The organism is Fructilactobacillus sp. X1R3C1 (assembly GCF_059901545.1).
Window position 1 is genome coordinate 18,320 of the sequence record NZ_JBWXUT010000005.1, and the last position, 14,832, is coordinate 33,151.

The following is a 14,832-nucleotide window of genomic DNA, read 5'->3' on the forward strand; positions in this document are numbered from 1 at the left end:
AAGTTGCATACAATCTACTTAAACTTGACAACAGTTGAGCCGTCCCCACCAGCATTTGCTGGTGAAAAACCAAATTCCTTAACGCGGCGATTGCGTTTTAGATAATTTATGACTCCCTTACGTAGAGCCCCGGTTCCCTTCCCATGAATAATGGTAACGGACGGATAACCAGCCAAAAGAGCGGAATCAATGTAACGATCTAGTTGTTGCATGGCTGATTCATATCTTTCACCACGTAAATCAAGGGTTGGTGAAATCCCACTTGAACGCGTTCGCCGCACACTAGGCGTGTGCTTTTTCGGCTTTGAAGTCTCTTTTTGAACCTTTTCAAGGTCAGACTCGGAAACTTTCATCTTTAAAATTCCAAGTTGCACTTCCCAATTATCTCTACCAATCTTATTAAGCAGAACACCCCTTTGCCCATAAGACTTAACCAGTACGTCATCACCCTCTTTAAAGTTATGCTTTGCTTTTTCTCGTTTCAAAACACGATTATGTTTAAGTTCTGGATGCTGTTCAAGAGAATTGATCTTTCCCTTAGCATCAATTAATTCATTTTCTTTGACTGATTGTTTACTTTGACGTTGAAGGTGATGAAGATGATTAATAATTTCGTTAGCTTCTCGTCTTGTTTTTGAAACAATTTGATTGGCCTGACGCTTGGCATCATTAACCATCGTATCTTTATTATTATTAAACTTAGTGAGTTGCTCATCTAACCTAGCGTGCAATTGTTCATTATCTGCCAGTTCCACCTTGAGTTTACGGGCACGTTCATCGGCAGCTTTAGTCTGTTTTGTTAGTTGCTTAATCATTTTATTAATATCTTGACTATTAGAATCCATTAGTGAACTAGCTTCAGAAATGATCGACTCATCCAATCCCAGTCGCTTAGCAATGTTTAAAGCATTACTTTGTCCTGGAACCCCCATCAATAGTCGATAAGTTGGCTCAAGGGTCTTCTCATCAAATTCCATTGAGGCGTTGATCGTTTCTGGCCGATTATATCCATAAACTTTCAGTTCTGGGTAATGAGTGGTAGCCAACACTTCACTACCTGATTCACCGATTTTATCTAGAATCGACATAGCTAATGCCGCTCCTTCTTTAGGATCCGTTCCAGCACCTAGTTCATCAATTAAAATTAAGCTTCTCTTAGTAATGTGTTTTAAAATGTCAATCAAATTATCCATATGAGACGAGAAGGTACTAAGATTAGCCTCAATCGACTGTTCATCCCCAATGTCAGCAAACACATTGTCAAAAACACCAATCTGACTACCCTCATTTGCCATTACAAAAATCCCAGATTGGGCCATTAACTGATTTATCCCAAGCGTTTTGATGGTAATCGTCTTACCACCCGTGTTCGGACCAGTAATAATAATTTGTCGAAAATCAGATCCAATTGAAATATCATTTCCAACAACCTTTTGCTGGTCAATTAACGGATGCCTGACATTTTTTAAATTAACATGATTATCCCTTGAAACACTTGGCTTAGTTGCATTCATCTGATCTGCAAACTTGGCTTTAGCATTGATCAAGTCAAAATGGCCTAATTTAGAAGCATTTTCCATGAGTTCCTCTTGATAAGGTCTAATCATGTCGGATAATTCACCCAAAATTTTATGAATCTCTTTACGCTCATCTAGTTGTGATCTTCTCAGATCGTTATTAGATGAAACTACACTTTGAGGTTCAATGTACAAAGTCAATCCACTTGTACTTTGATCATGAACGATTCCACCAAATTTTTGTTTGTCTTCTGCCTTAACTGGAATAACATAACGACCATCTCGAACCGTGATGATTGGCTCACTCAAATATTTCGATTGTTTACCATGGATAAACTTATTCATGGTAGTTTTGATGTTAGCTTCTAAGCGTGCGATTTCTCTTCTAATGGAACGCAACTGATTAGATGCCGAATCTAACACTCGTCCATCTTCGTCAATTGACGTCTCAAGTCGTTTTGAAACTTCCGGAAGATCATTAAAGTTCTTGGCTTCATCGTACAAAACGTTCAAATCAATTTTATCATCCGCTAAATTATCAAAGAAAGTTTTAACCCGCACACTTGCAAGTAAAACCGCACTAACTTGAGCCAACTCAGTACCGTTTAAATCGGCATTAACCGCTAATCGTTTCACGTATGGAGTAATGTCATTTAACCTAGGAACTGGGATCATTTTGTTTAGGCGATAAATATGTGAGCCGTCATCTGACTCATCCAATGAGTGAGAGACTACATCATAATCACTACTTGGCCTTAATTGTTTTAATTCTCTTGATCCATTTTCAGTAGTTAGAAATTGACCCAGCAACTGCTTCACTCTGTTATATTCTAATGTATCAAGTACTTTTTCGTTCATTTTTTCATCCCATTTTACCGATTTATCATTTGATTAAATAAGTGTGGAGAATCCATCGTGATCATCTGTGAGACGGTTGAATTTTGATATTCAGTATTTACCCAATTATTGTTAGTCAATAATAATCCATCAAGTATTAACATTATCACTAACAAACTAATGATTACGCCAACAACCGCACCCAAGAGTGAATTCAGTTGTCTTAACACTGGCAAAGAAACAATTCGATTCAATAGATGTGAAACCCATCTTAAAATAACCGCCACTACTACAAAAGTTACCAAAAATGATAGTCCCCGCCAGAAGCCAGTATTGCTGTAAGCATGGGTCGCTAAAATCATATTAGAGACGGTTCTTAAAAAATCAGCAACCGGAATCACATAAACAAACGCAATTATTGCAGCAATCAAATAACTAATAAAGCTGAATAACTCATTTACCAGGCCACGATGATAACCATGGACAATCGAAAAGATTAGTATAATTATGATGATAATTGTAAATAACATTAGTCTTCGTCATCCTCCGCTTTATTGTTAATCTTATCAAGTTCTAATTGTTTTTTTAATTGATCAGAAATTGCATTAAACGCAATTAAAATGGCAGCATCTTCATCACTTACACCCTTGGAGATGTTTTTTAACTGTGCCAACTGATTGTTTAAGATACGCGCAGTTGTCTCCATGTGTTCATCTGAAGCATCCCCAATAAAAGTATATTCCTTCCCACCAATTTTAGTTTTAAATCTATTTTTACCAGCCAAAGTAAAACCTCCCGCAATGCTTCCATTTTATCATGAAAATCCTTTAAATTAATTAAAAAAAGGATGCTGGATTTCCAGCATCACTTAATTATTTAATTATTTTTGATCTTGTCCTGATTGCAGGAATGTATCAAGCATTTCTTGAACCATTTCCCACTCATTGTCATCTTCAATTGGTTCTAATTCTCCACCACTTGGATTAGCAGGATCATCATCCTTTGGCAATGCATAAGCCTCAATATCTACTTCATCGTTATCATCATCTGTTGCTGGATAAATAAAAATATAGGAACGATTGTAATCATCAGATGAGAAGGTAAATAAAATATTATACAAACTTTCTTTTCCATCTTCATCGACAAGCGTAACTTGTTCTTGTTGGTTGTTCTCGTTTTCTTTACTCATATTAGTTCCTCTTTTCTAATTAGAAATTACATAACTTACCCTTACGATCAAGGTAACTCTGTAAAATCAATTCAGCCGCAACCTTATCAATAACTTTTTTTCGTTTTGCTCTTGAAACATCAGCTTGTTCAATCAGCATTCGTTCAGCTTCAACAGTGGTGAGTCGTTCATCTTCAAAATCAACTGGCAGATTAAAATTTTTCTTTATCAAATCCCCATAATTTTTCGAAGCTTCTACTCTTGGACCAGAAGTATTATTCATATTCTTAGGTAGTCCAATGACAACGCCTTTGACATCATATTTCTGGATTAATTCCTTCATTCGTTTTAACCCAAACTCTTTTTCATCTTCGTTGATTTTAACGATTTCGATTCCTTGAGATGTCCACCCTAAAGCATCGCTCATGGCTACACCAACGGTTCTCGATCCTACATCTAATCCCATTAATCTCACTAATCTGACGTCCCATCCATTGATGGTGTTCTACCCTTCAAATATGAATGTAAAAGCACATCAATTATTTCTTCTCGATCGTAATGACACATTAGGGTCCGCGCATTATTCAATTTCGGAAGATATGCTGGATCGCCAGATGTTAAATAACCAACTAATTGAACATAAGGATCATATCCCTTTTCAATTAAGGCTTGGTAAACAGTCGCCAGCGTCTTATGAATATCTAGATTCGACTTGTCTTTAAATAATGAAATGTTTTCTTGTTTGTGCTCCATCATAGATCCCTCCCCTACAAAAAAGATAATACACGACTAATTTTCAAATAACAACTATTACTTATGTTCCTTAATCCAGGTCTTGGCAGCTTTTAAAGCATCATCAATACCAGCTGGATTTTTACCACCAGCTTGGGCCATGTTAGGACGACCCCCTCCACCACCGCTGATATTTTTAGAAATTGATTTAATTAAATCACCAGCTTTAATTCCAGCCTTCACTTGATCCTCACTAACTGCAACTAATAAATTAGCTTTGTCATCAGTACCAGTCCCAAGAACAAGAACGTCTGAAGCGTTTTTATCTCTCCAGGTATCAGCTAATTCTCTTAGTTGACTCATATTAGCATTTTTTAAGTGTCCTGCAATCAAAGTGACTCCGTTAACGTCTTGAACATCATCAAAAATGTCTACGGCTTCCTGGTTAGCTAGCTTAGTTTCAAGTGATTCTTGTCGACTTTCCAAATCCTTAATTTGACCTTGTAATTGTTTAACACGGCCGGGAATTTCATCGGTTGTTGGTGACTTAACTGTCTTTCCAATTTCCTTTAACATTCGTTCCTCATCATTTAAAAGATTAAAAGCATCTTTAGAGGTAACAGCTTCAATTCTTCTGACTCCAGATCCAACTCCGGTCTCAGAGACAATCTTAAATAATCCCAACTGACTGGTATTTTTAACATGATCGCCACCGCAAAACTCAATTGAAAAATCATCAATCTTTACTACTCGAACTTCATCGCCATACTTTGCGTCAAAAAGTGCAATAGCGCCCATTTCTTTTCCGGTTTTTTGGTCGGTCACAACGGTTTGAACGGGAATGGCAGCAAAAATCTTTTGATTAACCATGTTCTCAACTTTTTGCAGTTCAGCGTCAGTGACTTGACCAAAATGGGTAAAGTCAAAACGAAGATAATCAGGCCGAACTAGTGAGCCAGCTTGTTGCGTATGACCACCAAGAACATTTCTTAGTGACTGATCTAATAGATGAGTTGCCGTATGGTTATTCTCAACCCGATCATGGAATTTGCGGTCAACAACTAACTTGTACTTCTCACCTTTCTTCATATCACCGGTAATTTTAACAGTATGAAGATTTTGACCATTTGGAGCTTTTTGGACATCCTCAACTTCAGCCACTTCGTCACCATTTTGGTTATAAATCTTACCACTATCGGCTACTTGACCACCCATTTCAGCATAGAATGGTGTTTTATCGAAAATTAATTCAGCTTCTTTTTGGTCCGGCGTGATCTGATTTGTCAGCTTTTCATCAAAAATAATATCATTAAGTTTAGCAGCATCAACGGTTAGTCGATCGTATCCCACGTATTCACTAGGAGTTTTAATATCAAGTAACAAATCTCGTTGAACTTTCATCGATTTCTTCGACCCACGAGCGTTTCTAGCCCGGTCTTGTTGCTTTTGCATTTCAACATCAAAACCAGTTTCATTCACTTTAACCCCTTCATTACCAGCATATTCCTCGGTAAGTTCAAGGGGAAAACCATAAGTATCGTAGAGTTTAAAGGCATCTTTACCAGAAATTTCTTTTTTAGAATTGGTCTTAGTCTCAGAAATAAGGTTATTAAGCAGTTGCAAGCCATCGCTTAGCGTGGTGTTAAAACGCTCTTCCTCATTTTTAACGATCTTTTTAATATAATCACTCTGTTCAAGAACATCGGGGTAATAAGATTGCATGATTTGACCAACAACGGGAACTAGTTTATACAAAAAGGCATCATTAATGTCTAATTCGTGTCCATTAACAGTTGCCCGTCTAATCAGGCGTCTAATGACATAACCTCGTCCTTCATTTGAGGGAAGGGCCCCATCACCAATGGCAAAGGTAATTGCCCGAATGTGATCAGCAATGACCTTAAAGGGGATGTCATCTTTCCGATTACCATCATACTTCTTACCATCACTTAATTCCTCAGTTTTCTTGATAATTGGCATAAATAAATCGGTTTCAAAGTTAGTTGGTGCATCTTGGAAAATTGATACAACCCGTTCAAGTCCCATTCCAGTATCAATGTTTTTTCTTGGAAGTGGCTCATAGGTTCCTTCAGGCGTGTGATTAAACTGAGAAAACACAATATTCCAAACTTCCAAATATCGTTCGTTTTCACCGCCAGGATAATTTTCGGGATCATCAGGTGCCAAGTTATCGTACTTTTCACCCCGATCATAAAAAATTTCCGAATCAGGACCTGAGGGACCCTGACCAATGTCCCAAAAATTGTCCTTTGCTTCAACAATATGATCAGGCGCAATCCCAACCTTTTCCCATAATTCCTTTGTTTCTTTGTCATCAGGATAAACGGTGACGTACAAATTATTTGGATCCCATCCAAACCACTTCGGACTAGTCAATAACTCGTATGCCCACGGAATGACTTCTTTTTTAAAATAATCACCAACCGAAAAATTACCAAGCATCTCAAACAGAGTTTGGTGTCTTGCCGTTTTACCAACGTTCTCAATATCATTAGTTCTAATACTCTTCTGCGAACTAGTTAATCGTGGATTACTTGGAACTTCTGAACCATCAAAATACTTTTTCATGGTGGCAACCCCAGAATTAATCCAAAGTAAAGTGGGATCATCCTTTGGGACTAGTGAGGCACTTGGTTCCACGGTATGACCCTTCTCTTTGAAAAAATCAAGAAACATTTGACGAACTTGACTACTGCTGAGCTTTTTCATGATATCCTCCATAATAATAAAAAATAAAAAACACCCTTGCTAGCAAAGACGCCGGGACGCGGTACCACTTTACTTGCAACGATGTTGTCATTACCTCTTTAGTCCCTATAACGTGGGAAACGATCTACTGTTTGGTAGCATCAAAATAACTAAGTACGGTCTGTTTTCATTTTTCAAACCTTCCTGTAGTACTTCACTAATTTGACATATCCAACTAATTTAAATTATATCCAGAAAATAAACTACTGTCAATTAGACTCTTACTGATAACGCTGCGAGCTACGCTTTTTTTGCTTCTTGCGGGCTCGAATTTGATTTCTGATCTCAATTTTACGGTCTTCATCACTTTTTTGCTTAATAGCACGGCGAATCTTCTTTTTGTATCCTGGTTTAACGTTTTTCTTCTTTTTCTTAATCAAACCAATCATAGTAGGATCCAATTTATTTTGGGGCTCACGACGTTTAGCTCGCCGTCTTCTATCATAAGTATCAACTACTTCTCCATGTTTAATTTCTTTAGGAGTAAATTTAATCCCCATTTTCTCCAATTCAGAGATCTTTTGTTCTTCACCTGGTGCATATAGAGTGATGGCAGTCCCTTTCATCCCATTTCGACCGGTTCTTCCAACTCGGTGAATAAAATATTCTAGATCAGTTGGAATATCATCATTAATAACATGAGAAACTCCTGAAATATCAATTCCACGGGCCGCTAGATCAGACGCCACCACGAATTGATAATCAAGGTTTTGAATCTGCTTCATAACCCGCTTTCTAACTCGTGGTTGCATTCCTCCATGAATTTCAGCAACTTTTAACCCGCGTTGCTTCAGATAATCATAGATTTCATCTACCCGCTCACGCGTATTCGCAAAAATAAGAACCAAATATGGCTCACCCATTGTGATCAGCTGATAAATTAAATCATTTTTATCTTTTCCTTTAGTCGAAATCAACCAGTTAGAAACATCCTGATTGATAACCGTTTTGGTGGGAATATCATCCATGACCGGATTCTTCATGTACTTTTTTAGAAATGGCCTTAACTTCGGTGGAACAGTAGCAGAAAATACCATCATTTGTAAATCCTCGGCCATTTTAGAAGCAATCTTGTCAATTGTATCTAAAAAACCCAAGTCTAGAGTCATATCGGCTTCATCAATTACTAGCTGACGAGCACGATGGATTTCAAGATCACCATTTTTAACAAGATCCCAGATTCGACCCGGAGTACCAATCACTACTTGTGGTTGTTCATGCTCAAGCTTTAAAACTTGGCGTTCCTTATCAGTTCCTCCGACATAATTTCCAATGTGAATGGTTTTATCAGAAAATTTAGCAATTTGTTTTGCATTGTCATAAATTTGATATGCTAATTCCCTACTGGGGGTTGTAATGACAACCTGAACATCTTCTTTATTAAGATCTAAACCATCAAAAATGGGCAAAAGAAAGGCATGAGTTTTTCCACTACCAGTAGCAGACTTACCAATCACACTTTTTCCATGTTTAATGGTTGGAATTACCTTAGTTTGAATTGGAGTAGGATTATGAAATCCCAGGTCCTGAATGGCATCACTAATGAAGGGTTGAAAATGATAATCTTTAAATGAAGCTCCCATTAATTGTTCTCCTTTTTGTACTGTTTCACAATTTCTCCTAGCTGCTTAACAACTTGTGTAATCTCATCCTCATCAGCAGCTTTAGCTCCACTTGCAAGCGCATGACCACCACCGTTGTGTTCTTTAGCCAATTCGTTAATGGATGGTCCTTTAGAACGCAATCGAATGCGATAATTTCCTTCTTTTTGTTGGACAAAAATCGCCCAAGAAACCACAGTGCCAATATTACCAGGCAACGGAACCACTGATGACGTACTATCATCACCTAAGTTGAGGTCCTTAATTACTTCATTAGTCAAAACTACATATGCAGCCCCATTGTCGTCAATTTTCAAATTATTGTATACATAAGCAGCCAAACGGGCTTGGGCAGTATCAATTTCATCTTCAATTTGGGCCACGTCGGTAATCGAAAAATCGTACTGGTCTAATTTGCCTGCCACTTCAAACGTATGCGATGAAGTCGATGAATACTTAAATCTACCAGTATCTCCGATGATTCCAGCATACAATAAACGAGCTGCATCATCTGTCATCTTTAAATCATCATTAGCAGCAAATAAATCATAAATTAATTCGGAAGTGCTTGATGCTTCTGGTTCAACCCACATCAAATCCCCAAATTGATCGTCATTTGGATGATGATCAATTTTAATTAAATATTTTCCCTTTGTATAACGATCATCATCAACTCGCGGCTGGTTAGCAGTATCAACCACAATCACTAAGGCATTCTTGTAATCATCGTCACTTGCTTTCGTAACTTTTCCTAACCAATCAAAGCCTGGATACTGTTTTCCAACGGTCAAAACCTTTTTATTCGGATAAGATGCTTTAATAATGCTAGCCAACCCAATTTGAGAACCAACCGCATCTGGATCAGGACTCTGATGTCTGTGAATAATAATCGTCGGGTATTCCTTGATTTTTTCGTTAATTCGCTGCTTTGTATTCATTAAAATAGCCTCTAATAATCTTAATTATTTAACAGTTAAGTATAACCCACAAACACTATAATTCAAAGTGAGGATCTGAATACAAGGGAAGCTTAACGTTTTGAAACCCTAAGCCTGAAAGACTAGTAAGTGTTATTCCCAACAATCTAACGCCATTAGTGGCATCAGGAAGCAAATCAAAAAGCTCCATTGCCAAATCATAAAAAAGACGGGCATCGTTTTCCATAAAATCATTCCACGAAACTCTTTTGGTTAACGTAGTAAAGTCACTGTACCTGACCTTTAAGACTAAAACTTTTCCATGTTTCTCATGCTGATTTAATGACTGCTCCACCATCTCAGAAATCTTATGGAGTTGTGATTCCACTTCCTGTCGGCTTTTTAACTCAGGACCATAAGTTCTTTCTTTTCCAATTGATTTGCGCTCTCTTTGATACTCAACCGGTCGATCATCGGATCCGCGAACTCGACGATACAAAAAATAACCAAACTTACCAAAATTCTTGATAAGATCCATCTCTGATTGTTGGTATAAATCATAACCATTTTGGATGTTTAATCGTTGCATTTTTTGAAGCGTCTTTTTCCCAACACCCCGATAACGTTCAATGGGAAGTTTCATCAAAAATTCGTGACTATCTTCCACATCGATCACAGAAACCCCAGCAGGTTTCCGGTAATCAGAAGCCTCCTTGGCTAAAAACTTATTGTAAGAAATCCCGGTGGAAGAAGTTAGATGAGTCTTTTCCCATATTTCACTTTGAATCAAATGAGCAATCAGTACTGGATTATCAATTCCCTTTTTGTTATCTGAGATGTCAAGGTAAGCTTCATCAAGCGCAACGGTTTCAATTCTGTCAGTATATTCATGAAAAATCGCATGAATTTGATGCGAGACGCTTCGATACAATTCAAATTCGGGTGCCTTAAAAATTCCCTTAGGACAAAGTTCAAGTGCTTTACTAGCAGGCATTGCTGAATGAACGCCAAACTTTCTCGCTGGGTAATTAGCAGTGGTCACTACTCCACGACCACCAGTCGTCCTTGGATCTTTAGAAATAATGAGTGGTTGATCAACAAATTCAGGATGCTCACGTTGCTCAATTGAGGCAAAAAAAGCATCCATATCAACATGCAAAATCCGGCGTGAATGATTGATTTGAATTGATTCTTCCAAAAGTTCACCTTCTGTCCCAAACGTACGTTCTTGTTCATCCAATAAAAAAGATCGGACTCATCCGACCCTCTTATTAAGCGTTGTCATCATTTGAATTATTACTTACATCAGATGCTTTTTCTGATTCGTCCTTTTTGGAAATATCCTTCTTTTTTGAATCATCTGAAGCACTATCTTCTCCTGGACGACTTGCACTTGCAATCGCGTTGAGGTCAAATACTAAATAAAGACCATCACAGTCTAAAGTAACCGTTCGCTTTTCATTATTAATTTGATCAACAATTCCATGAAGTCTGCCAATGGTAACCACATGATCACCCTTACGCAAGTTTTTCAAAGTGTTTTGATGCTTTTGTTGTTGCTTCTTTTGTGGTCTGATCATCATAAAATACATTAAAACGAACAAAAGAATTAATACAATAATTCCAGCATATTGTGATATGTTCTGCATGTTTTCACCTCATTCTTTATTTAACAATAGCTTACCAAATTGTCGATAAAATTTCCAATTAATTTAATTAGCTTCAGGATATTTTCGGCCCAAGTGTTTATAACCAGCTCTTGTTACCATCCGTCCTCGAGCAGTCCGCTTGAGATATCCAATCTGTAACAAATATGGTTCATACATCTCAGAAATTGTTTCTGATTCTTCGCCAATATTGGCGGCTAAGGTATTTAATCCAACTGGACCACCATCGTAAAAGTCGATCATCGTTGAAAGCAAATTGAGATCAGTTCGATCTAATCCGTTCTTATCAACGCCTAAGGCATTAAGTGCGGTGTCAACGTTATCAACATCAATCTCATCATGATTAGCCACCTGTGCAAAATCTCGCACTCGTTTTAACAATCGATTAGCAACTCTGGGAGTTCCTCTGGAGCGCAGCGCAATTTCGTGAGCACCATCTTCTTTAATCTTACTATGAAAGATTTTAGCTGAACGTTTCACAATCTTTTCTAAATCACGATCATTATAGTAATTCATCCGTTCAACAATACCAAACCGATCTCTAAATGGTGAATCAAGCAATCCAGCCCTTGTAGTAGCTCCGATCAGTGTAAACGGTGGTAATTCAAAGTGAACGGGGTGCTTGGTTGAATCGTCATTTCCAATGATAATATCAACATAGTAGTCTTCCATCGCGGAGTATAACATCTCTTCAACTTCTTTAGGTAAACGATGAATTTCATCAATAAAAAGAATATCACCGGGTTTTAATTCGTTTAAAAGAGCCACCAAATCACCTTTTTTTTCAATGGCGGGACCGGTGGTTGTCTTCATATCAACACCCATCTCATTTGCAATCACGTTTGCTAGTGTCGTCTTCCCAAGACCAGGTGGTCCATACAATAAGACATGATCAAGTGATTCTTCTCGCTGCCTAGCAGCTTGAATGTAAATCTTAAGTTTCTTTTTTAAGTCATCTTGACCGATATACTGATCAAAACTTTGGGGCCGAAGTGACATTTCAAAAGAATCATCGTTTTCATCATCACTTGATCCAGAAACTATTCGATCATCTGCCATTAACTTCCTCCTAATCTACTTAGTCAATAGTTTGAGACCTGAACTAATATATTGATCAGTTGTATAGTCTGCTTCTATTTTCTGTAGTTTTGTTTTAACTTTATCAACCTCACGTTGCTTAAAACCAAGAGCTTGTAATGCACTCAATGCATCGTCTAACTGCTTATTTCCAGTGTCTTCAACGTCATTTACCGAAACACTACCAACAAATACGTCATTAGATGTAATCTTATCCTTTAGGTCCAACACAATTTGTTGGGCAGTCTTTTTCCCAATTCCGGGAAATTTAGTTAAATACTTAATGTTTCCATCATTAATGGCACTAATTAAACCATTACTGTCATTACCAGCCATAATTGCCAAGGCACTTTTTGCTCCAATCCCTGAAACATTCAGTAATTGTTCAAAAAGTTGTTTATCCGCTAACGAAATAAATCCATATAATGCAATCCCATTGTCTGAAACCGATTGGTGGATATAAACTCGCACCTGTTGGTCAGTACTATAGTGATATGGATTAGCTACATAAACTAAGTAACCAACTCCATCAACGTCTAAAACAATGTACTTGGGGGTCACATCCGTAATCATCCCATACAAGTATTCATACATACAATCAACTCATTTCCTATTGGATTAAAAATTCACATCTCTACTTTGATGCGGGTCCTGAATTCGCTTAAACATGGTCTCCAGATCTGAATTAGAAAAATGAACTAAAACAGGACGGCCATGGGGACAATTAAAGGGATTCTCACACTGTGGTAATTTATCTAACAAGGCCTGAGCCTGGCGCTTATCCAGATGATGATTAGCTTTAATTGCTCGTTTACAACTCATCATGATGGCAGCTTTTTCTCTAAACTGTGCAATCGAAAGCTGTTGATTACTCAAAACCCAGTCAATCATTTCTTTAATGGTATCTTCTTCCTGACCAGCTTTAAACCAAACCGGATGCTGCCTAATGACAAAACTATTTTTCCCAAATGACTCTAAATGGATTCCATTCTTCTCTAAAAGATCCAAATGATTTGAAATAATTAAAGCATCACTGGAAGTGTAATCAAGAACAATTGGAACCAATAATTTCTGCTCGTCTTCACTCACATTGCCAACTTGTCTTCGATAGTATTCATAATTAATCCGTTCTTGAGCAGCGTGCTGATCAACAACATACATCCCATCTGAACTTTCAGCAATTAGGTACGTACCATGAACTTGACCAACATACCGTAATTGTGGAAAATCATGAGACGAATTTGGACTTTGCTGATTATTACCAAACGGTAAGTCGACCACTTCATTTTCGTACTTTGCTTTAAATTTACGAGCGGAATTCGAATCTAAATCATTTTTTCGATAAATCATAATCGGCTGATGATGAGCTGGATAAGCATTGTGATTAGCCACTGACTTCATCGAGTCTGACTTACTAACCTGTGGAATCGAACTTTTTTGTGTATTTTGATCTTCATAGAGTTGATTTAAATTAAGTGAAATTTCCGTAGAGTTATGACGTGCAACCCCATTTTTTAAAGTCTGGTTATTCATAGCATCCGGAATCAGATTTTGTTTGGCTAAAGCATCATAAATTGTTTGTGAGACGAATGAACTTAATTCCTTCTTTTTGGAGATTCTGATTTCCTCTTTTGAAGGATGTACATTAACATCAACTAAAGTTGGATCCATCTCGATACTTAAAACGACAATCGGATATCTTCCAACCATCAGTTTTGATCCGTATCCATCAATAATCGCGTGATCAATGCCAAAGTCACGAATAAATCGCCCATTAACGATCACAGATGTATATTTACGGCTTGCTCTAGTTAATTCTGGCAAGCTGACGTACCCACTTAATTTAAAGTCCGGATTTTCAGCACTAATCGGAATCATTTGCTTCATACTTCGATTGCCATAGATTCCAGCAATGACTTGTTGCATGTTGTTTCGACCCGAAGTCCGTAGGAGTTCGCGACCATTATGAGTCAAAGAAAAAGCAATTTCAGGATGGCTAAGAGCCAATCGATTGACAATATCAGATATCTTAGATAGTTCCGTAGATGGTGCCTTTAAATATTTTAGCCGGTTAGGGGTATTAAAGAACAGATCAGAAACGACGACCGATGTTCCTCTTCGTGCCTGTGATGGCTCCACCTTTACAACCTTGCCACCATGAATTTTAATTTCAGACCCCTGTTCTCTACCATCCGAAGTCCTCATTTCCACATCAGAGACAGAGGCAATACTAGGCAACGCTTCGCCACGAAATCCTAATGATTTAACTCGAAACAAATCACGTTTATTATTAATTTTACTCGTAGCAAAACGTCGAAACGCCAACTCAACTTGATCAGGAGCAATTCCAGATCCATTATCAATCACCTTAATCTTTTTAAGGCCATAACCAACCACTTCAATGTCAATTTTACTACTATTGGCATCAATTGAATTTTCAACTAGTTCTTTAACTACCGATGCCGGCCTCTCAACAACTTCTCCAGCCGAAATTTGATCGGAAAGAATTGTCGGTAATTGATGAATGTCGGACACAATATCACCACC

At 37.7% G+C, this 14,832-nt stretch carries 14 protein-coding genes; all 14 read right to left on the reverse strand.

Annotated elements, in window-relative coordinates:
* Window positions 1–14: 14 nt before the first annotated feature.
* Window positions 15–2,375 carry an endonuclease MutS2 gene (locus AC6UD8_RS05830; protein WP_500699832.1) on the reverse strand — a complete coding sequence of 787 codons (2,361 nt, stop codon included), beginning with the start codon at window positions 2,373–2,375 and terminating at the stop codon, window positions 15–17.
* A 14-nt stretch (window positions 2,376–2,389) separates the two neighbouring features.
* Window positions 2,390–2,884 carry a CvpA family protein gene (locus AC6UD8_RS05835; protein WP_500696092.1) on the reverse strand — a complete coding sequence of 165 codons (495 nt, stop codon included), beginning with the start codon at window positions 2,882–2,884 and terminating at the stop codon, window positions 2,390–2,392.
* Window positions 2,884–3,138 carry a cell division protein ZapA gene (locus AC6UD8_RS05840; RefSeq protein ID WP_500694396.1) on the reverse strand — a complete coding sequence of 85 codons (255 nt, stop codon included), beginning with the start codon at window positions 3,136–3,138 and terminating at the stop codon, window positions 2,884–2,886. The genes AC6UD8_RS05835 and AC6UD8_RS05840 overlap by 1 nt, the downstream gene beginning before the upstream one ends.
* A gap of 96 nt (window positions 3,139–3,234) precedes the next feature.
* A complete protein-coding gene (locus AC6UD8_RS05845) occupies window positions 3,235–3,543 on the reverse strand; it encodes a DUF1292 domain-containing protein (RefSeq protein ID WP_500694395.1) in 309 nt (102 codons plus the stop codon).
* 19 nt (window positions 3,544–3,562) lie between these two features.
* Window positions 3,563–3,988 (reverse strand): Holliday junction resolvase RuvX, encoded by a 426-nt coding sequence (gene ruvX / locus AC6UD8_RS05850; RefSeq protein WP_500694427.1) that lies wholly within the window; start codon window positions 3,986–3,988, stop codon window positions 3,563–3,565.
* An 8-nt stretch (window positions 3,989–3,996) separates the two neighbouring features.
* A complete protein-coding gene (locus AC6UD8_RS05855; protein WP_500694394.1) occupies window positions 3,997–4,275 on the reverse strand; it encodes an IreB family regulatory phosphoprotein in 279 nt (92 codons plus the stop codon).
* 57 nt (window positions 4,276–4,332) lie between these two features.
* Window positions 4,333–6,984: an alanine--tRNA ligase gene (gene alaS, locus AC6UD8_RS05860; RefSeq protein WP_500699831.1), complete on the reverse strand. Its 2,652-nt coding sequence runs from the start codon at window positions 6,982–6,984 to the stop codon at window positions 4,333–4,335.
* Between the two features lie 260 nt (window positions 6,985–7,244).
* Window positions 7,245–8,606, reverse strand: a complete 1,362-nt coding sequence (locus AC6UD8_RS05865) for a DEAD/DEAH box helicase (protein ID WP_500694392.1) — start codon at window positions 8,604–8,606, stop codon at window positions 7,245–7,247.
* Complete coding sequence (locus tag AC6UD8_RS05870) at window positions 8,606–9,562, reverse strand: DHH family phosphoesterase (protein WP_500699830.1); 957 nt, start codon at window positions 9,560–9,562, stop codon at window positions 8,606–8,608. Before AC6UD8_RS05870 ends, AC6UD8_RS05865 begins: the two co-directional genes overlap by 1 nt.
* A gap of 55 nt (window positions 9,563–9,617) precedes the next feature.
* Entirely contained in the window at window positions 9,618–10,739 is a 1,122-nt protein-coding gene (dinB, locus tag AC6UD8_RS05875) for a DNA polymerase IV (RefSeq protein WP_500699829.1), read from the reverse strand.
* Window positions 10,740–10,812: 73 nt separating this feature from the next.
* Window positions 10,813–11,190, reverse strand: a complete 378-nt coding sequence (gene yajC / locus AC6UD8_RS05880; protein WP_500696884.1) for a preprotein translocase subunit YajC — start codon at window positions 11,188–11,190, stop codon at window positions 10,813–10,815.
* A gap of 63 nt (window positions 11,191–11,253) precedes the next feature.
* A complete protein-coding gene (gene ruvB / locus AC6UD8_RS05885) occupies window positions 11,254–12,267 on the reverse strand; it encodes a Holliday junction branch migration DNA helicase RuvB (RefSeq protein WP_500699828.1) in 1,014 nt (337 codons plus the stop codon).
* Between the two features lie 15 nt (window positions 12,268–12,282).
* Complete coding sequence (ruvA, locus tag AC6UD8_RS05890) at window positions 12,283–12,879, reverse strand: Holliday junction branch migration protein RuvA (protein ID WP_500699827.1); 597 nt, start codon at window positions 12,877–12,879, stop codon at window positions 12,283–12,285.
* Window positions 12,880–12,903: 24 nt separating this feature from the next.
* Entirely contained in the window at window positions 12,904–14,820 is a 1,917-nt protein-coding gene (mutL, locus tag AC6UD8_RS05895; RefSeq protein WP_500699826.1) for a DNA mismatch repair endonuclease MutL, read from the reverse strand.
* Window positions 14,821–14,832: the final 12 nt, after the last annotated feature.